The sequence below is a fragment of the uncultured Intestinibacter sp. genome, from assembly GCF_902468165.1.
In the GTDB taxonomy this organism is placed as follows: Bacteria; Bacillota; Clostridia; order Peptostreptococcales; family Peptostreptococcaceae; genus Intestinibacter.
In genome coordinates this window covers 1-21,420 of the sequence record NZ_CABQXJ010000034.1, presented here as the reverse complement: position 1 = coordinate 21,420, position 21,420 = coordinate 1, and the positions used below count along the sequence as shown (strand labels likewise).

17 protein-coding genes are annotated in these 21,420 nt (G+C 28.2%); 2 read left to right on the top strand and 15 right to left on the bottom strand.

From position 1 onward, the window contains the following. The first annotated feature begins 4 nt into the window (after positions 1-4). The gene (locus RDX53_RS07675) at positions 5-778 is read left to right on the top strand and encodes a 3'-5' exonuclease (RefSeq protein ID WP_295677818.1); all 774 of its coding nucleotides are present in this window, start codon (positions 5-7) and stop codon (positions 776-778) included. Between the two features lie 78 nt (positions 779-856). Here the strand turns inward: RDX53_RS07675 and RDX53_RS07670 are convergent, their stop codons facing one another. Then, the gene (locus RDX53_RS07670) at positions 857-1,618 is read right to left on the bottom strand and encodes an exodeoxyribonuclease III (RefSeq protein ID WP_195931887.1); all 762 of its coding nucleotides are present in this window, start codon (positions 1,616-1,618) and stop codon (positions 857-859) included. Between the two features lie 360 nt (positions 1,619-1,978). Between RDX53_RS07670 and RDX53_RS07665 the strand changes: the two genes are divergently transcribed. Beyond that, positions 1,979-3,184 (top strand): pyridoxal phosphate-dependent aminotransferase, encoded by a 1,206-nt coding sequence (locus RDX53_RS07665; RefSeq protein WP_295677819.1) that lies wholly within the window; start codon positions 1,979-1,981, stop codon positions 3,182-3,184. A gap of 59 nt (positions 3,185-3,243) precedes the next feature. Here RDX53_RS07665 and RDX53_RS07660 read toward each other — a convergent pair whose 3' ends face one another. From RDX53_RS07660 to RDX53_RS07595, 14 genes are all read right to left on the bottom strand, one after another. Then, positions 3,244-3,696 (bottom strand): MarR family winged helix-turn-helix transcriptional regulator, encoded by a 453-nt coding sequence (locus tag RDX53_RS07660; RefSeq protein WP_195931889.1) that lies wholly within the window; start codon positions 3,694-3,696, stop codon positions 3,244-3,246. Between the two features lie 203 nt (positions 3,697-3,899). Continuing rightward, positions 3,900-5,345: an adenylosuccinate lyase gene (gene purB / locus RDX53_RS07655; protein ID WP_195931459.1), complete on the bottom strand. Its 1,446-nt coding sequence runs from the start codon at positions 5,343-5,345 to the stop codon at positions 3,900-3,902. 164 nt (positions 5,346-5,509) lie between these two features. Beyond that, positions 5,510-6,418, bottom strand: a complete 909-nt coding sequence (locus RDX53_RS07650; RefSeq protein WP_295675656.1) for a tyrosine-type recombinase/integrase — start codon at positions 6,416-6,418, stop codon at positions 5,510-5,512. A gap of 106 nt (positions 6,419-6,524) precedes the next feature. Next, complete coding sequence (locus RDX53_RS07645; RefSeq protein WP_195931461.1) at positions 6,525-8,303, bottom strand: DEAD/DEAH box helicase family protein; 1,779 nt, start codon at positions 8,301-8,303, stop codon at positions 6,525-6,527. A 170-nt stretch (positions 8,304-8,473) separates the two neighbouring features. Then, a complete protein-coding gene (gene rny, locus RDX53_RS07640; protein WP_195931462.1) occupies positions 8,474-10,021 on the bottom strand; it encodes a ribonuclease Y in 1,548 nt (515 codons plus the stop codon). A gap of 309 nt (positions 10,022-10,330) precedes the next feature. Then, positions 10,331-11,398 (bottom strand): recombinase RecA, encoded by a 1,068-nt coding sequence (gene recA, locus RDX53_RS07635; protein ID WP_195931463.1) that lies wholly within the window; start codon positions 11,396-11,398, stop codon positions 10,331-10,333. Positions 11,399-11,811: 413 nt separating this feature from the next. Further along, entirely contained in the window at positions 11,812-12,354 is a 543-nt protein-coding gene (pgsA, locus tag RDX53_RS07630; protein ID WP_195931272.1) for a CDP-diacylglycerol--glycerol-3-phosphate 3-phosphatidyltransferase, read from the bottom strand. After that, positions 12,338-13,675 (bottom strand): 30S ribosomal protein S12 methylthiotransferase RimO, encoded by a 1,338-nt coding sequence (gene rimO, locus RDX53_RS07625; protein ID WP_307993914.1) that lies wholly within the window; start codon positions 13,673-13,675, stop codon positions 12,338-12,340. The genes pgsA and rimO overlap by 17 nt, the downstream gene beginning before the upstream one ends. Before the next feature lie 18 nt (positions 13,676-13,693). Beyond that, complete coding sequence (locus RDX53_RS07620) at positions 13,694-16,168, bottom strand: DNA translocase FtsK (RefSeq protein WP_295574427.1); 2,475 nt, start codon at positions 16,166-16,168, stop codon at positions 13,694-13,696. Positions 16,169-16,317: 149 nt separating this feature from the next. Further along, positions 16,318-17,292 carry an ATP-dependent Clp protease proteolytic subunit gene (locus RDX53_RS07615; protein ID WP_330593237.1) on the bottom strand — a complete coding sequence of 325 codons (975 nt, stop codon included), beginning with the start codon at positions 17,290-17,292 and terminating at the stop codon, positions 16,318-16,320. 276 nt (positions 17,293-17,568) lie between these two features. Further along, the gene (dapG, locus tag RDX53_RS07610) at positions 17,569-18,777 is read right to left on the bottom strand and encodes an aspartate kinase (RefSeq protein WP_195931269.1); all 1,209 of its coding nucleotides are present in this window, start codon (positions 18,775-18,777) and stop codon (positions 17,569-17,571) included. Between the two features lie 9 nt (positions 18,778-18,786). Next, positions 18,787-19,032: a YlmC/YmxH family sporulation protein gene (locus RDX53_RS07605; RefSeq protein WP_195931268.1), complete on the bottom strand. Its 246-nt coding sequence runs from the start codon at positions 19,030-19,032 to the stop codon at positions 18,787-18,789. A 54-nt stretch (positions 19,033-19,086) separates the two neighbouring features. Next, positions 19,087-20,328: a pitrilysin family protein gene (locus RDX53_RS07600; RefSeq protein WP_195931267.1), complete on the bottom strand. Its 1,242-nt coding sequence runs from the start codon at positions 20,326-20,328 to the stop codon at positions 19,087-19,089. Positions 20,329-20,413: 85 nt separating this feature from the next. Next, positions 20,414-21,160: a polysaccharide deacetylase family protein gene (locus tag RDX53_RS07595; protein WP_195931266.1), complete on the bottom strand. Its 747-nt coding sequence runs from the start codon at positions 21,158-21,160 to the stop codon at positions 20,414-20,416. Between the last annotated feature and the right edge of the window lie 260 nt (positions 21,161-21,420).

Sequence of the window (21,420 nt, the reverse complement as noted above, 5' to 3'; positions counted from 1 at the left end):
TATTATGAACTATATAATTTTTGATTTAGAATTTAACCAGGGTTTTGATAGGGTTAATAATAAAACTGTTTCAAATGCTAAATGTCCATTTGAAATAATACAAATTGGTGCGATTAAATTAGATTCTAATTTAAATATATTAGATACTTTTTCAAGTTATATCAAGTCTGAAATTTATAAGGATATACATCCTTTTGTAAAAAAAATGACTGGGATAACAAATAGTGATTTAAAAAATGCACCTTCTTTTAAAGATGTATATAAAGACTTTTTACAATTTATAGGTTCTAAAAATGCTATATTCGGTACTTGGGGAACAAATGATTTAAAAGAACTTCATAGAAATATACTTTTTTACAATATACCTTTAGATAATCTTCCAACAATGTATATCAATATTCAACAACATGCTTCTAGCTTTTTTAATAATCCTGTAGGAAAATGTATTGGATTACAAAATGCTATTTCAATATTAGAATTAGAACAAGACAAAAAGTATCACAACGCTTTAAATGATGCATATTATACATCACTTGTTTTTCAAAAAATAAATAATAAAAATATAAAGCCAGAAACTTATACTTATAATCTTTCAAAAAAAGAAAAACAAAAGCAAAAGCAGAAATTAAAGATAGATTATGATAAATTATTTGGTGAATTTAAAAATATGTTAAAAAGAGAACTTACAAAGGAAGAGAAAAAAGTAATCAATGCAGCTTATAATATGGGGAGAAAAAATAAATATCTACTTAATACAAAAAATAACAAAAATACGTAAGTATTTGAAGTAAAAAGAAGCTATTATATTAGTCTATATTTACTAATAAAACAGCTTCTTTTTACTTCTATAATAAATCTATTTTAAGTCTTTTACTATTAATTCTATTGGACAATGGTCTGAGCCTAATATCTCTGTATGTATATATGCACTGACTAAATTCTCTTCTAGATCTTTTGAAGTACAGAAGTAATCTATTCTCCATCCAGCATTTTTTTCTCTAGCTTTAAATCTATAAGACCACCATGAATATATTCCTTCTTTATCTGGATTAAAATATCTATATGTATCTATAAATCCACTATCTAAAAGCTCAGTAAATTTATTTCTCTCTTCATCTGTAAATCCTGCATTTTTTCTATTTGTCTTTGGATTTTTTAAATCTATTTCTTTATGTGCTACATTTAAATCTCCACAAACTACTACGCCTTTTTTAGAATTTAAGTTAAGTAGGTAGTTTCTAAAATCATCTTCCCATTTCATTCTGTAGTCTAATCTCTTTAATTCAGTTTGTGAATTTGGAGTATATACTGTTACAAAATAGAAATTTTCGAATTCTAGTGTTATTACTCTTCCTTCTTTGTCGTGCTCTTCTATTTGTATTCCATAATTTACAGAAAGCGGTTTTTGTTTTGTGAATATAGCAGTTCCTGAATACCCTTTTTTCTCAGCGTAATTCCAATACTGATGGTATCCATCTAACTCTAAATTTATTTGCCCTTCTTGAAGTTTTGTTTCTTGTAAGCAAAATATATCTGCATCTATTTCCTTAAAAAAGTCTAAAAATCCTTTTGTCACACAAGCTCTTATTCCGTTGACATTCCATGATATAAATTTCATTATTTTCTCCTTTTGTTTATTTTCTCTTCTTTATTATATCTATATTAAAGGTTTTTAACTATATATTTTAAAATAAATTTCACAATATATTTTTAAGCCTTTACTTTTGTTTTAAGAATAATTTATTTATTATTCATTTAAATATAAATATTCGTTTTAAATCTTACATATTTTATATTTAATCACAAAAATAATATAAAAAAGTATCGTCTATATTTATTTTTATATTATTTTTGAAATTCAATATATTTTTTTATATCAGATAATTTATGATTTTTTTACCAATTTATGCTAATATATTAATAGGTTAACATATATAAATCTAATTTTATTTTTAAATATAAAAGGGGGTATTCTTCTATGAAATTTTCTAAAAGATTAAAATCTATGCAAGCTTCTCCAATCAGAAAACTTGCACCATTCGCTGCTCAAGCGAAATCAGACGGTGTTAAAGTTTATCATTTAAATATCGGACAGCCTGATATAAAAACTCCAGAATGTTTCTTTAAAGCCGTTAAAAACTTCAATGAACCCGTTCTTGAATATGCTGGCTCTCAAGGTCTCCCTGAATTAATAAATGCTTTACAAAAATACTATGAAACTTATGATATGCATTTTTCTAAAGATGATTTCTTAGTAACTAATGGTGGTAGTGAGGCTTTATTATTCACATTTATGGCTATATGTGACCCTGGGGATAATATTTTAATACCTGAACCTTTCTACACTAACTACAATGGATTTGGTCAATCTATTAATATGGAAGTTAAACCTATAACTACTAAAGCTGAAGATGGGTTCCACCTTCCTCCAAAAGAAAAAATAGTAGCTTTAATAGATGAAAAAACTAAAGGTATATTAGTCTCTAATCCTGGAAATCCAACTGGATGTGTTTATACTAAGGATGAGGTTTATATGTTAGCTGAAATAGCAAAAGAACATGATTTATGGATTGTTGCTGATGAAGTTTACAGAGAATTTATATATGAAGGTCTTGACTATACTAGTTTTGGTAATGTAAAAGAAATAGAAGATAGATGTGTAATAATTGATTCCGTATCTAAAAGATATAGCGCTTGTGGTGCTAGAATAGGTTCTATAGCTTGTAAAAACGCTGAATTAATAGGTGAAATCATGAAATTATGCCAAGGTAGACTTTGTATAGCTACTCTAGAACAATTAGGTGCTGCTGCTTTATTCAATGAAACTCCAGCTTCTTATCTAAAACAAGTAAATGAAGAATATTGTAAGAGAAGAGATACATTGTATAACGAACTTATGAAAGCTGATGGCGTTATATGTAAAAAACCTATGGGTGCTTTTTATATAGTTGCTAAACTTCCAGTTGATAATGCTGAGGATTTTGTAAAATGGATGTTGACTGATTTCCGTATGGATAATGCAACTGTAATGGCCACTCCAGCTGAAGGTTTTTACGCTACTCATGGCCTTGGACGTGACGAAGTAAGACTTGCTTACATATTAAAAGAAGAAGATCTTAAAGTCGCAGGTAAATTGTTAGCAGAGGGATTAAAAGCTTATAAAACTGCTATGGCAAATGCTTAGTCAATAAAACTTAGTTAAAAATATTAAAGGGGATACGTTATCATATCCCCTTTAAGTTATTAGTTTAATTCACTTTTATTTAATAAAGTCTCTAGAGTCTCTATAGCATCTAGATATTTCTCTCTATCCTCAGTATTTAATTTAAAGAATTTTTCTTCTAAATCATTGCTTAGTTTTTCTGTAAAGTCAGCAGCTATTTGCTTACCTTCTTCAGTTATAACTATCATGTATTTTCTTCTGTCTTTAAGATTTTTCTCCCTATAAACATATCCCTTTTTACTTAAATCATCTATCATACTAGTTAAACTACCCTTTTCTATGTTTAACTTAGCACATAATTCTGTCATACTTATTTCGCCATAATTTCTCATGAATACTAATGCTCTTAATTGAGTTTTGTTTACATCATATAATCCAGAATATTGTTTTAAATAGTTTAAGTATAAACTAGAATAAATTTTTGGAAATGTGTTTGATAAAAAGCTTATTGTATCTGTCACTATACATTTCATTTGATCACCTCAGATTGCTGTTATTTTGTTTTCTGTGTATATTTTACACTAAAGTTATTTTCAGTACAATATTTTTTGGATATATTTTATTAATATTTTTAATTTTATTATATTTTTTGATTTATCTCATAAATAAAACTCCCAGAAATATATCTTATTTCTAGGAGCCTTTTTAATATATTTTATAATGTTTATTTTTAAAATTAAACTTTTAAGTCTACGTCTAAACCACCTATAAATTCTTTAAATGGCTCTATTGCTGGGTTTAAGTATTCTTCTACAAATTCTACAACTTGCTCTGGAGCTCTACCTACGAATTTCATAGGGTCTAGTATATCTGATATTTCTTCTCTTTTTAACATGTCGAATTTGTCAGATTCTAGTATTAAGTCTATTAAGTTATTGTTTAAACCTTCGTGTTTAACTCTGTAAGCTGCTTTCATAGATAATTCTCTTATCTCTTCGTGTAGCTCTTGTCTATCTCCACCTCTTTTTACAGCTTCCATTAATATATTTTCAGTTGCCATAAATGGTAGTTCTTCGTTTATGTGTTTATTTATCATGCTTTCATAAACTACTAATCCATCAGTTACATTTATACCTATTTCAAGTATAGCATCAGCTGCCATAAATGCTTGTGGTATAGAAAGTCTTTTGTTAGCAGAGTCATCTAAACTTCTTTCTAACCATTGAGTAGCTTCTACCATAGCTGGAGAAATAGATTCAGCTATTATAAATTTTGAAAGTGATGATATTCTCTCACTTCTCATTGGATTTCTCTTATATGCCATAGCTGATGAACCTATTTGTTTCTTTTCAAATGGCTCTTCTAATTCTTTAAGATGTTGAAGTAATCTTATATCGTTAGTCATTTTATGCATACTTTGAGCTATACCTGCTAGTACATTTAAAACTTGAGAGTCTAATTTTCTTGTATAAGTTTGTCCACTTACAGCATAAGAAGATTCAAATCCCATTTTGTTGCATACTATTTTGTCTAATTGTTTTATTTTTGCACTGTCACCTTCAAATAAAGCTACGAAACTAGCTTGAGTACCAGTAGTTCCTTTAACTCCTCTAAGTTTCATGTTAGCTAATCTGTAGTTTAAGTCTTCTAAGTCTATTATTAAGTCTTGCGCCCATAAAGTTGCTCTTTTTCCAACTGTTGTAAGCTGAGCTGCTTGGAAGTGAGTAAATCCTAAAGTCGGTATATCTTTATTTTTAAGAGCAAATTGTTTTAAGTTGTTTATTAAGTTTACTAATTTAACTCTTATTAATTTTAAAGCTTCATCCATTTGTATTACATCTGTATTATCTCCAACATAAGCTGAAGTAGCACCTAAATGTATTATACCTTTTGCTTTTGGACATTGAAGACCATAAGCTTGAACATGACTCATAACATCATGTCTTACTTCTCTTTCGATTCTTTTCGCATCATCAAAGTTTATATCATCTATATGAGCTTTTAATTCTGCTATTTGCTCATCTGTTATATTTATTCCTAGTTCTTTTTCACCTTCTGCAAGAGCTACCCATAATTTTCTCCAAGTTGAGAACTTAAATTGTGGAGAGAATATATAACTCATATCTTTACTGCAATATCTTTCAGTAAGAGGGTTAGAATATGTACTATATTTATTATCCATATTTGTGCACCGTCCTTAATTCATTTCTTTTTAACATCATAATTATATATAATTTAGCGAACTATAACAATACTTTTTTTAAATTTGTTCTAATTTATTATATTTTCATATCTAAAAATATTATGATGTTTTAGTATTAGTATTATCTTTTAACGGCATTATTATTATTTTTTATTTATATTCATATTTTCCTTTTGCATTATATAATCTATACTCTCACTATCTACAAAATCGATTACATTTTTATATCTTATAGCATAGTATTTATCGCTCCAACCAAGTTGTTTTTGGATATCTTCTTTATCTGCTCCTAACATTAAACTTATTGCAGCATAAGAGTGTCTTAAATCTTTTGCAGAATAATTTTTAAGTCCCGCTAAGTCAAATGCTTTTTTTACTATTATTCTCACGTTTCTATCTGTTATAGAATTACTCTTTTGTGTTGTGAATATATATTCATCAGTAGGTAGTATTATTTCGCTTAGTCCTGAATGATATCTATAATCTTCTATAAGTTTAAAACAATAAGGGTGTAGTTTTACTACTCTTTCTTTTTTACCTTTACCAAGTCTTATATAGTAATTATCTTTATCGTCTACAATTAGATCTTTCCATTTAACTTCTACTAGCTCATTTAACATGCAACCTGTCGTAGTTAAAAATACCATTATAAGTCTATCTCTCGCATTTAATTTATATAAAGAATCTATAAGTTTATTTATTTCTTGAATGCTTAATACGTCGTCTTTTCCTTTTTCTCTTGTTACCATAGGTTTTTGAACATAATTAAATGGGTTTATCTCCATGTATTTGTTTCTATATAAAAATGAGTAAAAACTATGTAAATAACTATATATCTTTTCTGTCGTCGATTTTGCGTATTTTTCTTTTATATGTTCTATAAATTTACAACAATCATCTTTATCTACTTCTAATAAGTATTGTCCTTCTAAATACTTTTTAAAATATATTATTTTCAATAAATAGTCCCTTTTTGTTTTAGGAGTGAAATTTGTTGAAAATTCATCGTATAACTTTAATTCTTGCTTTGTAAGTATTTTTGATTCATCCATATCTTTTATCCTTCCCAATATCAAGTTTATTCTTTAACTAAAAAATCACTTTATCATTTTCATGATTAAAGCGATTTTTATAAGTTATTTCTTATAATTAAATTATTTACTGTCTAGACTTTATTAGAATTTTTATTATTTCGCTTGAATCTTCATTAAATGTAGTTATAATTTTTAAGTACTCTGTAGGAACATTTAGAGCTAAATATATTTTATTTAAATCTCCTACAAAATCATTTATCTGATAATCTTGCTTTGTATCACTAATTGTTTGATTGTATAGCATTTCTAATTCACAGAAAATCACTGCTTTATATTCTAAATTTCTTATTCCATATATATTCGAAATTGTTATACCTACTTTTTTTGTTATTTTTGTTATCTCATCTTCAGCAATCATATAAGGTATTTTAGCTTCTTCTAAAGCTTTTCTTAGAATGTATTGGAAATAAATCGTTTTTCCATTCTTTAATTTTTTCTTATTATATGGATATACTATAGCTATATCTGTGTAATCTAATCCTTTTTTATTAGTAAGATAATCAATCTCCCATAAAATAGATTCTATTTGTTCTTCTAAGTCAGTTACTTTTATTATCTCAGGATCTTGTCCCTTTTTGTGAATTGGTTTAGTTAGTGAATATATATCATGATTTATAAGAGGTCTTAAATCTCTTATATAGCTATTAGAGTTTTGACAAAATTTATTTACAAAATCAACTAAACTTTTACTTTGCCTATAATTTATATCTAAATAAACCATCTTATCTGGTTTTATATCTTGTTTATTTTTAAATATATTTAAATCATTAGTTATATTTAAAGCATCACAATAATATACATCAAATATATTTTTTGTTTTATATAAAAATTCTGAAATAAATTCAATTTCTTCATGTTTAAAGTTTTCAGCCTCATCTATGAATACACCTTTAAACATATTTTTATTTTTTATTACATTTCTAGCTTGTTTAATCAAATTATTAAGGTATTTTTCATAGTCTTGTTTAAATAGTCTATAATCAGCTATTAAGTCAAATTTCTTAGCTAGTTTAAATAAAAATGTTGCTAAAGTATGAACCTCTAAATTAGAGTTTTCTTTATACAAAATATCTATCTCTTCTTTTAATTGATTGTATAATTTTTTTGAAGATACGAATATAGCAAATCTATGTTGTGGATATACACGCGCCAACTTAATTGCTCTAGACAATAAAATAGTCGTTTTCCCTGTTCCACAACCACCTTTAAATATATTATTTCCATAGTCAATTGACAATGCATTAATAAGTTGATTTGTTTCTAACATATTTGCACTGTATTCATAATCGTCATTTACAAATGTAATCTTTTTAAAATCTTTATTTATATACATCTCATTATTTAAAGTATAGTATTCTGGGCATATATCTAAGATATACATATTTAACTCTATCTCATTATTTCTATCTTTTAAGTAATTATCTACATATATTTCATTTTCAATAATTTGGTTTAATTTTGTCTTGTCTATAATATTATTATCTACAAATTCTTCAAATTCATATTTATCTTCTATTTCTACATATGGCATTACATAAATAAAGTTATATGAAATATTGCTGTGATGTTGGGCCATTTTCAATCTAAGTAAATTAAATTCTTCATTCATCACTTCAATTAATTCTTCATCTAATATAGAAAATATCTCTTCTGAAGTATCCATAAATTTAATAAATAATATTTTATTATCTTTAATATACATCAAATCTGTATTTATTCCTTTAAAAGGCGTTACTTTTGGTACTATTTTTACATTGTCAGATAACTTCTCATAAAATTTCTTTTCAAATTCTTTCATTCTTAATGCATCTAATTGAGAGTTAATTCTTATAAACTGACTCATAGCAAGCCCCCTCTCTTTCTTATTGTAAAATTAACTGTAGATTTTAATAGCTTTATGATAGAGATTTTATATATATTTAAATTATATCATTTAAATATATAATTTACCATAAATACATTTCTATACAAAAAACCTCTCTTGAAATAATTCAAGAGAGGCTATTTTAATCATTATTTTGCATACTCTACAGCTCTTGTTTCTCTTATTATACTAACTTTTATTTGACCTGGATACTCAAGTTCTTCCTCGATCTTCTTAGTTATATCTCTAGCTAATAGATGTATTTCTTCATCATTTATTTTTTCTGGTTTAACCATTATTCTGATTTCTCTACCTGCTTGAATTGCAAATGATTTATCTACGCCTTCGTATGAATTTGCAATTTCTTCAAGTTTTTCTAATCTCTTAATGTAGGCTTCTAGAGTTTCTCTTCTAGCACCTGGTCTTGCTGCAGATATCGCATCTGCTGCAGTAACTAATACGGCTTCAACAGTTTGAGGTTCATAGTCTCCATGGTGAGTACTCATTGCATGGATAACATCTTTAGATTCTTTGTATCTTCTAAGTAAATCCATACCTATTTCAACATGTGTACCTTCCATTTCGTGGTCAACTGCTTTACCTATATCGTGAAGTAAACCAGCTCTTTTCGCCAATTTAATATCAGCACCTATTTCGGCTGCCATAATACCAGCTATATGAGCAACTTCTATAGAGTGTTTTAAAACATTTTGTCCATAACTTGTTCTATAGTTAAGTCTACCTAATAGTTTAACTAATTCTGGATGTAGACTATGAACACCAGTTTCGAATATAGCTTGTTCACCATATTCTTTTATGATGTTGTCCACTTCTTTCTTAGCTTTTTCAACCATTTCTTCTATTCTTGCAGGATGGATTCTTCCATCTGATATAAGTTTTTCTAATGCTATTCTAGCAATTTCCCTTCTAATAGGGTCGAAACCAGATAATATTACAGCTTCAGGAGTATCATCTATTATTAAATCAATTCCTGTTAGAGTTTCTAAAGTTCTAATATTTCTACCTTCTCTACCTATTATTCTACCCTTCATTTCATCATTTGGTAGATTAACTACTGTTACTGTAGTTTCTGCAACATGGTCTGCTGCACATTTTTGAATTGCATACCCAATTATCTCTCTCGATTTTTTCTCTGCATCTTCTTTTGCTTGAGTTTCAATTTCTTTAATCATTATAGACATTTCATGTCTTACTTCTTTTTCAGCATTACTTAGTATTATATCTTTTGCTTTTTCACTTGTAATACCTGATATATCCTCTAATTTTTCAAGTTGTTTTACTTTTATAGCTTCGACTTCTTTTTGTTTTTCATCTACTGCTCTTAACTTTTGATTTAAATTAGATTCTTTGTTTTCCATACTTTGTTGTTTTCTATCTAGAGATTCTTCTTTTTGAATTACTCTTCTTTCATATTTTTGTAATTCATTTCTTCTTTCTCTATTTTCTTTTTCAGCATCATTTCTAAATTTATGAATTTCTTCTTTTGCTTCTAAAAGTTTTTCTTTTTTGATTGTTTCTGCATCTTTGTTTGCTTGATCTATTATATTCTTAGCTAAGCTATCTGCTTCGCCAATCTTTGCTTCTGATATATTTTTTCTTGTAAAATATCCAGCTACAATTCCTATAGCCAAACCAACTACTGCTGCTATAATTGCTGTTGCTATTATGACATCCACCTCCTTTGTTATTTAATCCCAAAATTCAATATTACTCCTTATTTTCACATTTATTTAGGTTAACAATCTACTTTTAAGATAAAAAGCTAACATTTTTTAATATGATAAGTATTACATTTATAATCTTGGAATACTGCTCTTTAAGTTATCTAATAAATTAGATAACTTATTTGTCAATTAAAATAAAACTTATTAATAATATTTACTAATTGACAACAAAAAATTATATTAAATTAGAATACTTTACCTCATTTAATTTTATAATTTTTTCTAGCGCATGTCAAGTTAATAGGAGGTTTATAAGAATTATTATTCACCTGTAACATCATTTGAATCTTGCATGTTTTCATCTAACTCATCTTCTTCTAGATTTCTATATTCTGCACCTAGTTTGTAGTATTTTCTAACTTTTTCTTCTATTTCATTTGTTAAATCCATATTGTCAGCTAGGAATTTCTTAACATTTTCTCTACCTTGTCCTAGTTTTATATCTTGATAGTTGTACCAAGAACCAGATTTTTTAACTATATCTACATTAGCAGCTATATCTAATAAATCACCTATTTTAGATATACCTTCTCCATACATTATGTCGAATTCAGCTTGTTTAAATGGTGGTGCAACTTTATTTTTTACTACTTTTACTCTAGTTCTACTTCCTAGAATTTTGTCTCCTTGTTTTATTGTGTCTATTTTTCTTACGTCTAATCTAACTGAAGAGTAGAACTTAAGTGCACGTCCACCTGTTGTTGTCTCTGGGTTTCCGAACATTATACCTACTTTTTCTCTAAGTTGGTTTATGAATATTGCAACACAATTTGATTTTTTGATTGAACCAGTTAATTTTCTAAGAGCTTGTGACATAAGTCTCGCTTGTAAACCTACGTGAGAATCACCCATATCTCCTTCGATTTCTGCTTTTGGAACTAATGCAGCAACTGAGTCTATTACGATTATGTCTATCGCACCACTTCTTATTAATGCTTCTGTTATTTCTAGAGCCTGTTCACCAGTATCTGGTTGAGATATTATAAGGTTGTCAACATCTACACCTAATGCTCTTGCATAAACAGGGTCTAGAGCATGCTCAGCATCTATGAATGCTGCTATTCCGCCATTTCTTTGAGCTTCTGCAACTGTATGAAGTGCTACAGTTGTCTTACCTGAAGATTCTGGTCCGTATATTTCAACTATTCTACCTCTTGGAAGTCCACCTATACCTACTGCTATATCAAGTCCTATTGAACCTGTTGATATAGAGTCTACTACCATAGATGAAGCCTCACCTAATCTCATTATTGATCCTTTTCCAAAGTCTTTTTCTATTTTTCCTAAGACGTGATTTAACGCGTCTAATTTTTCTTTTTCTATAGTCATAATTATTTATTCCTCCATATACTAATTTATAAAAACAAACATTTGTTCGCTTGTATATTAATTATAACTTATAAAGGTTTTTCCGTCAATGTGATTAACTAATTATTTTATACCCTTTATCTTATATATTTTCATTTTATATTTATTTTATAAACAAATCTTTAAAATCTTATACCTTTAATTTTATAATTTTATCTATATAAAATATTTTTCACAGTTTGTAAAACTCCTTTATAGCCTTTTTAAAAAATCTTTATCATAAATATATTGAAAAATATAGATTTTTTTAAAACACATATACAGAAATTATACTTATTCACAATTTGTAAATGATTATAATTTCCTTAGAATTAAAAAAAGAGTTGTTACTTTGTATATTAATAATACACAGTAAACAACTCTTTAAATTACTTTTATTTGCTATTCATAAATAACTCTTTATTTTTGTATAAGTAGTCTATTCCTGAATAAAGTGTAAATATTGTAGCAATATACATAGCTATTGTTCCAATAAATACTATAGTTTCATTTGAGTAATTAGCTCCTATTAATAATAGTATTATAGCTATCATTTGGCTTGTAGTTTTAATTTTTCCTCCACCACTTGCAGCTATTACTTTTCCATTATCAGCAGCAATTGCTCTTAAAATACTTACCGTAAGTTCTCTTGCAACAATTATTATTACCATCCAACCAGCAACTAAATTATATTCTATCATGCATATTAACGCAGATAAAACTAATAATTTGTCTGCTAATGGATCCATAAACTTCCCAAAATCAGTAACTAGATTGTGTTTTCTAGCTATTCTTCCATCTAAGAAGTCAGTTATAGATGCTAATATAAATATTATGCATGATATTAAAAAGAAATTATTCATTTGTGATAACATAACTATCACAAATACTGGTATAAGGCATATTCTAAGCAATGTCAGCTTATTTGGTAAATTCATCTTCTATTACCCCCATTAGATCATACTCTAAAACATCAGTTATGATTACATTTACAAATTCCCCTACTTGAAGATTTCTTATAGATTTAACATATACTACTGCATCTATTTCTTCTGCATCGTATATAGTTCTACCTACATACACGTTGTCTTCTATTTGTTCTTCAACTAATACTTCATATTTGTTCCCTACTTTATTATTATTCTTTTCTTCTGATATTCCTTGTTGAATCATCATTAATCTTTCTTGTCTTTCAACTTTTGTCTCTTCATCATGATGATTTGGAAGTTTATCAGCTGGAGTATCTTCTTCTCTTGAGTAAGTGAATACTCCTAATTTATCAAATTGAGCTTCTTGTATAAATTCTGAAAGCTCATCAAAGTCTTGTTCTGTTTCACCAGGGAAACCTACTATTATACTAGTTCTTAAAGTAGCATCTGGTATATGACTTCTTATCATATTTATTTTAGATAATATATCTTCTTTAGTTGTTTTTCTGTTCATTAATTTTAATACTCTGTTGCTTGCATGTTGTATAGGCATATCAAAGTAGTTACATATATTATCGTATTTTTTGATTACTTTTACTAAGTCTTCTGTTATTGATTCTGGATAAGAATACATAACTCTGATCCATTTTAATCCGTCTATTTGAGCTAATTCTTCTAAAAGATCTGCTAATCTTTCTTCTCCGTATAAATCTAATCCGTATTTAGTAGTATCTTGTGCTATTACTACTAATTCTTTAACTCCATTTTCTGCAAGTTTTTTAGCTTCTGCTATTACATCTTCCATCTTTCTACTTCTGTATTTTCCTCTTAATTTAGGTATTATACAGTAAGTACATTTATTGTCACATCCTTCACCTATTTTTAAGTAAGCCATATGACTTGGAGTTGATACATATCTTGGTAAGTTTTCATCATATGCAAATTCTATATTATTTAAACTTACTATTTGATGTTTTTCGCTAAGTTCTGCTAATATTTCATCTATATTTTGATAACTACCTGTACCTACTATAGCATCTATTTCTGGTATTTCTTCTTTTAATTCGTCTGCATATCTTTGAGCTAGGCATCCTGTAACTATTAATAATTTTAGATTTCCTGTTTCTTTAAGTTGTGCAAATTCAAGTATAGTTTGGATTGATTCTTGTTTAGCTGATTCTATAAAACCACAAGTGTTTACTAGTATTACATCCGCATCTTCAAAACTACCTGTTAGCTTATATCCTTTCTCATTTAATATACCCATCATTATTTCTGCATCCACTAGGTTTTTCGAACATCCTAGAGATTCTAATGCTATTTTTAACATAAATTACTTGCTCCTTATTTAACTTTCTCTTTTTAAATTTTCTAATTCCTCTTTTGTTATTAAAACTTTACGAGGTTTACTTCCTTCACTCGGTCCAACTATACCTCTTTCTTCCATAGAATCTATAAGTCTTGCCGCTCTATTAAATCCTATTTTGAATTTTCTTTGAAGCATTGATGCCGAACCTTGGTTGTTTGAAACTACAAAATCTATAGCTTCTTCTAAAAACTCATCTACATCGTTGTCTTTTACAGCAACAGGTCTAGATATTGTCTCTATTATTTCTTCTTCGTATTTTACTTCCTCTTGTTCTTGAGATTTTATTTCGTCTATTACTTTTTCTGATTCTTCCTCAGATATAAACGCCCCTTGTATTCTAACTGGTTTTGCTGCACCTAAAGGATAATAAAGCATATCACCTTTTCCAAGTAATTTTTCTGCTCCACCCATATCTAGAATTGTTCTAGAGTCTGTTTGTGAAGAAACTGCAAATGCTATTCTTGAAGGTATATTTGCTTTTATTATACCTGTGATTACATCTACAGAAGGTCTTTGTGTAGCTATAATTAAATGCATACCAGCCGCTCTTGCCATCTGTGCAAGTCTACATATATAATCTTCGACTTCGTTACCACAAGCCATCATTAAGTCGGCTAACTCGTCTATGATTATAACTATTTTGTACATTTTATCTTCACATTTTTTGTTATAACCTGTGATATCTTTTACTCCATTTTCTGCGAATAATTGATATCTTTTGTTCATTTCATTAACTGCCCAGTTTAAAGCATTTGATGCTTTTTTAGGGTCTGTAACTACTGGTGACAATAAATGAGGTATTCCATTATAATGTGCAAGCTCTACTACTTTTGGATCTATTAAAAGAAGTTTTACTTCTTCTGGTGATGATTTATATAGTAGAGATGTTATTATTGTATTTATGCAAACACTCTTACCAGAGCCTGTCGCCCCTGCCACTAGTAAGTGAGGCATTTTTGCTAAATCTGCTATAAGCGGTTTTCCACTTATTTCTTTACCAAGCCCTACAGCCAAGCTAGATGGATTATTTAAAAATTCTTCACTAGTTATAACTTCTTTAAGTCCTACTACTTGAGGCTTGTCGTTTGGAACTTCTATTCCTATTACAGATTTTCCTGGAACTGGAGCTTCTATTCTTATGCTTCTAGCAGCTAAGCTAAGAGCTAAGTCATCAGATAGATTTACGATTTTACTTACTTTTGTTCCTGGTTTTGGAGAGACCTCATATCTAGTTATAGTAGGTCCAAAAGTAGCAAGACAACTATCTATCTCGATATTAAAGTTTTTAAGCGTTTCTTTTACTGCTGCACTTTTATTTTGCTCTTTATATCCATTTTTTCCTATATTATAATTTTTAAGACATTTTATTGAAGGTTTTTTATATTTAGATGTTATATTTGAAACATCTCCTTTTTTAGAATCTGTCTGTAAATTAAAATGAAGTTGTTCTAAATCACTTGTCTTATTTGAAGTAGATTTTGTATCAAATACAGATTTATCGTAATTATTAGTACTTTCTAAATCATATTCTTTATTAGACTCTCTTTTCATAAGGTCATTTAATTCTTTTAAACCACTATCCACAGGCTCCATAGTCTGTGTTCCTTCTAATATTTCTAGTACGTCGTCTTCTGCTTGATTAAATCCTACTATTTTTACTGTTCTTTCGTCATCATAATCTTGAGAAACTGTGTTTTCATTTTCTGATAGATTATCTTCATTTTGGTCATCTTTGTGATTTTTCTTATTTGCTAACTTTTTAAAGAATCCTGTCTTTTCATCAACTATTGTAGTATCGTCGACTTCATCTGTTATCATATCTAATGCTGAATTTTTTAAATTATTAAGCATATCTTTGAAAGTTAAATTTTCATCTTTAGCAACAGTTGATTTATTTTTTACACTCAATATAATGTCTTTAATTGATATATTAAATACAAATATAATGCTTAAAAATAATGCAAATAAACTTATTAACCAGCCACCAGTAATTCCAAATATCTCTTTGATAAAGTAGGCAATTATAGATGTTATAAGACCAATTCCTCCATCTTCAACACCAACTCTCATAATTGAACTTATCATCTCTGGTCTTAGTGGATTATCAACCGGTATAAGATTTGAATTAAAAAGACCATAAAAAATAAATATAAATATTATTGCTATGTAGTATACCTTACTTTTTCTCAGCCTGAATATATATTCATTATTGTCAAAGAATCCTAAAATCCCTGTTAAAATAATAAGTATAGGTATTAACATCGCCAAAGCACCAAACAATCCTTTAAATACTTCTTGAGTTATACTTCCTATAAGCCCCATAGAGCTTGAGTTTAAACTGTATAATAAAAAGATACCTATAAATATTGTTATTAAATTACTATACTCTGATCCAATATTAATATTTGTTGTTTTCTTTTTCGAAAATTTACCCTGCTTCTTCTTTGCCACCAATCTCACCTCTTATTTTAAGGATATTAATACTGTAAAAATTCTATATTCACAGCAAAAAGTGTTAATGCATAAACACTAACACTTTATTTGTATTTTAATATTATATCATAAATTATAGTATTTAAACACAGGAGATTCAATTTGTTTGTTTAATTGTTATTTTCCTTTATTAATTCTTTAAGTTTTGTAAGAGATTCTTTAAGACCTCCGACTTCATCTATAAGTCCACAGTCTACTGCTTCTTTACCTATTAGAACACTACCCACATCACTTACAAGTTCATCTTTTGTATACATAAGCTTAGTCAACTCTTCTTTTGATATGTCTGATGTTCTAATTATAAATTCGTTTATTCTTTCCTGCATTTTTTTGAAATACTCAAATGTTTCATTTACTCCTATTACTAGTCCATTTGTTCTTACTGGATGGACTATCATAGTTGCACTAGGTGCGATAAATGAATAATCACCCGCTGTTGCAAGCGGAACTCCAATTGAGTGACTTCCACCTAGTACTAGTGTTACTACTTTTTTAGATATGCTGTGTAAAAGCTCAGCCATAGCAAGACCAGCTTCAACATCTCCTCCAACAGTATTTAGTATTACTAATATCCCTTTTATTTCTGGGTCTTCTTCTATTGAGTAAAGCATTGGTATGATATGTTCATATTTAGTCGCTTTCTTTTGAGGATTCCCCATAAAGTGGCCTTCTATTTCACCGATAATCGTAATGCATTGAATTTCTTTATTTTCTTTTGTCGGTACTTGTGTTGTCCCAAGTTCTTTTATATTTTGGACAACTTGTTTTTGTTTATTGTCTTCTTCGTCTTCATCATCATTATCGTTATTTTGTGGTATTTTAGCTTCACTTTTCAAATCGTATTCTGTAATATTTTTATTAGAGCTACCTATTAAATTTCCGTGGCCTTCTTTTGGCTTTTGATCTGGGTTTTCTTTTGGATTATCTATAGTATTTGGATTTTGTACCTTTCCTTCTAGGTTATCTAGATTGTTGTCTTGGTCGTCATCAACACCTAAGTTACATAAATTAATATCATTTGCATCTGAAAAATTCCAATCGCATAAATTTATGTACGGATTTTGAGTATTTTCGTTTTTTGGCATATTTTCACCCCTTATATTTTATAAATATATTAGACAAAAGTTATTATAAAAAATTAAGTTTATATAGCAATTTGTCAACTATTATACAGAAATATTTTGCCCAAAATAGAATATTTTATTATAGAAAATTCACTCCGTTCATGACGCCAACAACTTCGCATGTTGCTTAAAATTCGCTTCGCTCATGGCGCCAACAACTTTGTATATTTATTAGAATAAAAATAAGCTTACCTAATATAAGGTAAGCCTATTATCGATATATCATTATGTATTTTATTAAACAGAAAATGCATTGTGTATAACATGCACTGTTGTCACCATATCTTTTTCATCTACAAGACAAGACAATGAGTTGTATGAATCTGAAGATTGGAGTAATGTTACATTTTCAGCATTTAAAGCTCTCATTATTTTTGCTATAACCCCTGGTGTCTCGGTCACTTTATTTCCTATTAATGTTACTTTAGCACAGTCAGGTTTTATTTCATATTCTACATCGTATTGTTTTAATATATTTTCAACTTCTTCAAGATTGCTTACATCAAGTGCAAAAGCTTTCTTTTCAGTAAAGAAATTTATCATATCCATATTTATATGTCTATCTTCCATTTCATTTAATATTCTAGAAAATATATCTTCTGTAGCTATAACTTTAACTTGTGCTATCTTATCTTTATGAGCAACAGCACTCATAAATTTAACTTTTGAGCTGTCTTCATATACATCTTTTAGCACATTTGCTGGACCTATTTTTGTCCCCTCATAATTTGGATTATAAGTGTTTTTTATTTGCAGTATTATATCTGCATTTTTAGCAAGTTCTACTGCTCTTGGATGTATAACTTTTGCTCCCTTTTCTGCCATTTGAAATACTTCATCATAATCTACATATTTTAATACTTTAGCATCTGGCTCAATTCTTGGATCTGCCGTCATTATACCATCTACATCTGTATAAATTTGTACTAAATCACTGCCTAATGCCTTTCCTATAGCAACTGCTGATGTATCAGAACCGCCTCTGCCTAGTGTAGTTATTTCACCATCTTCAGTTCCTCCTTGGAATCCTGCTATAATTACAACTTTTCCATCAGCTAATTCTCTTTGAATTTTTTTAGGATTTATTTTTTTTATTTTAGCATTTGAAAATGCTTTTGTAGTTATTATACCTGCTTGAGTCCCAGTTAAAAATGTAGCTGGTATTCCCATTGAATCTAGCATAGTTGCAAGTATTGTACCTGATATAATTTCTCCACATGACATTATCATATCAAGCTCTCTTTTTGTAGGTCTATCATTTATATTAGTACACATGCTTATAAGTGTATCTGTAGCATATGGAGCCCCTTTTCTCCCCATAGCTGAAACAACAACTGCTATATTTTTATATTTTTCTTTATGTGCTTCTATTATTTTACATACTTCTTTCATCTTTTCGTATGATGCTACTGATGTACCACCAAACTTTTGTACTAAAACCTCCATAATATCCTCCTAATATATTCCTTCATATTCTATTATTATCATATCATTTCCAATTTTTCTTACATTTCTCCACGGAACTTCCAATACTTCTTTGTCTTTTCTAAGACCTAAAAACCCTCTTTCTCTAGGTATAGATAAGGCTAGTATATTTCCTGTAGCCTCATCTATTATAATATCACATTCGCCGACTACCCCTAATCTCTCTCCTGTGATTAAATTTACAATTTCTTTACCTGCTATTTCAGATAAATACATAAATATCCCTCCAATATAAGAAATTATTCATTTCAAATTTAATATTGTCAAGATTTATAAATTTATGTTTTCTACATCTTTACCTACTATGCAAACACCCATATTTTCTGTATTAAATACTTTTTTGATTATTTTAACTACATCGTCGTATTCTACTGCGTTAATATAATCTATAATATCTTGTTCGTCATCTACTTTATTTCTCATAAGCAGATTTTTCCCATTTGACATCATTCTGCTACTAGTACTTTCAAGATCTAACATATAGCTTCCCTTTAGTTGTTCTTTACTTTCATGTATTTCTTGTGGCGAAATATATTCATTTCTAATTAGTTCTATTTCTTCTAATATAGATTTATACACTTCTTGTATATTTTCAGTACTAGTACTAGCAAATATCCCTAACTCACCGCAATCTTCATATAAAGTTTGTGATGAATATATAGAATAAGCTAAGCCTTTTTCTTCTCTTATCTTTTGGAATAATCTAGAGCTTATGCTTCCTCCAAATACATTATTTACAACAGATAAAGCATAAACTTCCCTATTATTTGTCATAGGTATAGCATCTAAATTAATTGCTAAGTTTACTTGTTCTATATCCTTGTTCTTTTTAACAATACAAGGATTAAAGTTTGGCTTTGTAGTGCTTGTATCTACTGATTTTGGTTGCCAAGTTTTGAATTTTTCTTCTATTTGTTTAACTATTTCCTCAAATTTAAAATTACCACAAATAGATATTATAGAATTGTTTGGCACATAATATTCATTGTAGTAATCTAAAATACTTTCTCTTTTTAAGTTTTTTAAAGACTGTCTATCACCTAAAATATTCATACCAAGACTATGGTCTTTATAAATATTTTCAAGTAATAAATCATATACCAAGTCATCAGGAGAATCTTCATACATCTTTAATTCTTCTAATATTACTGATTTTTCTTTTTTAATATCTCGTTCATCAAAGCGAGAATTAAGTATCATATCGCTAAGTACATCTATTCCTATATTTATATGCTCATCTAGTAATTTAACATAAAAACAAGTACATTCTTTACTTGTAAAAGCATTTATTACTCCACCTAAATTATCTATCTCTCTCGCTAATTCTTTTGAAGTTCTATTTGTAGTTCCCTTAAATAGCATATGCTCTATAAAATGAGATACTCCACTATTTTCTTTTGTCTCCATGATAGAACCAGCTTTTACCCAAACACCTAATGAAATTGACTTTAAGTAAGGTATTTCTTCCCCAATTATAGTAAGTCCGTTTTTTAATGTCTGACATTTATACATACTGTCCTCCAATTGTTTAAATATTGAAAATTATATATGTATTTATTATAGTGTACACGTTTAATTTATACAAGTGAAAATTATTCTACTCAAATACATCACTTAATTTGCCAGGGATATACCCCTTTATTCTTATAATTGATATAATATCATCTAAACACATTGTTGTAGCCTTTGTAGGATGCATCAAAACTATACTTCCATCTTTTATGTCTTTCTTTTTAATTCGTTCTATTATTTTATCTGGGTTATCCTTGTCCATCCAATCTATAGTATCGACATCCCATTTATAGCATATATATCCTAAATCATTAGCTGCTTTTACCGTATTGTCACAAAACGCTCCAGACGGTGCTTGAAAGAATTTACTCTTAGTATTTGATACATCGTCAATAATATCTTGTGCTTTTTTTATTTCATTAAAATTTTCATCATAAGATAATGTATCATAGTTTATATGCTGGTATCCATGATTTGAAATTTCATGGCCTTTTTTTTGCATTTTGAGTATCATATCTTCGTTTTTTTGTGCCCATTTACCTGTTACTGCAAAAGTTATTTTAACATTTTCTTTATCTAATACTTCTAAAATCTTTTCTATATATTCATCTTCCCAGCCTAAGTCTACGTTGCAAGTAATTGCAACGTGACCACTGTTTTTAAGCGTACCCATAGTATAAGGCTGATTATTTTGGGCCAAATCCAACAAATTCATAGTATCTTGTGTTCTATTTTTTAATATGTACGCTATGCCACCTATTATAAATGCCAATATCAATATAAAAATTAATATCTTTTTTAATTTCTTTTTACTAACTACCATCAACACCATATTGGGTTCCTCCTTATTAGTACAATCCTATATTACATATTATTTAAAGAGTATATTTTTTATTCACGCTTTAGAATAATTTCTTGTCCATAAAATTTATTAGAAATTTGCTTTTATTATGTCTTGGAGTCTATAATTTCTTTTTACTTTTTAAGTAAGTGATTTTCTATTTAGTTAATTCATTTACTCGAAATTTAATTTTTTATATGATAGATTGTCAATATAAGTGCAACATTTTATGTTTATGTTGCAGCGAAGAC

Bases quoted from the DNA above. Each gene is read 5' to 3' on its own strand.
- RDX53_RS07675 (WP_295677818.1), top strand. From the start codon at position 5: ATGAACTATATAATTTTTGATTTAGAATTTAACCAGGGTTTTGATAGG.
- recA (WP_195931463.1), bottom strand. From the start codon at position 11,398: ATGACTATAGAAAAAGAAAAATTAGACGCGTTAAATCACGTCTTAGGA.
- RDX53_RS07615 (WP_330593237.1), bottom strand. From the start codon at position 17,292: ATGCCAAAAAACGAAAATACTCAAAATCCGTACATAAATTTATGCGAT.
- RDX53_RS07605 (WP_195931268.1), bottom strand. From the start codon at position 19,032: ATGTATTTATCTGAAATAGCAGGTAAAGAAATTGTAAATTTAATCACA.
- purB (WP_195931459.1), bottom strand. From the start codon at position 5,345: ATGGATAATAAATATAGTACATATTCTAACCCTCTTACTGAAAGATAT.
- RDX53_RS07660 (WP_195931889.1), bottom strand. From the start codon at position 3,696: ATGAAATGTATAGTGACAGATACAATAAGCTTTTTATCAAACACATTT.
- RDX53_RS07600 (WP_195931267.1), bottom strand. From the start codon at position 20,328: ATGTATAAATGTCAGACATTAAAAAACGGACTTACTATAATTGGGGAA.
- RDX53_RS07650 (WP_295675656.1), bottom strand. From the start codon at position 6,418: ATGGATGAATCAAAAATACTTACAAAGCAAGAATTAAAGTTATACGAT.
- RDX53_RS07645 (WP_195931461.1), bottom strand. From the start codon at position 8,303: ATGAGTCAGTTTATAAGAATTAACTCTCAATTAGATGCATTAAGAATG.
- pgsA (WP_195931272.1), bottom strand. From the start codon at position 12,354: ATGAATTTACCAAATAAGCTGACATTGCTTAGAATATGCCTTATACCA.
- RDX53_RS07665 (WP_295677819.1), top strand. From the start codon at position 1,979: ATGAAATTTTCTAAAAGATTAAAATCTATGCAAGCTTCTCCAATCAGA.
- RDX53_RS07670 (WP_195931887.1), bottom strand. From the start codon at position 1,618: ATGAAATTTATATCATGGAATGTCAACGGAATAAGAGCTTGTGTGACA.
- dapG (WP_195931269.1), bottom strand. From the start codon at position 18,777: ATGGAGGTTTTAGTACAAAAGTTTGGTGGTACATCAGTAGCATCATAC.
- RDX53_RS07595 (WP_195931266.1), bottom strand. From the start codon at position 21,160: ATGGTGTTGATGGTAGTTAGTAAAAAGAAATTAAAAAAGATATTAATT.
- rimO (WP_307993914.1), bottom strand. From the start codon at position 13,675: ATGTTAAAAATAGCATTAGAATCTCTAGGATGTTCGAAAAACCTAGTG.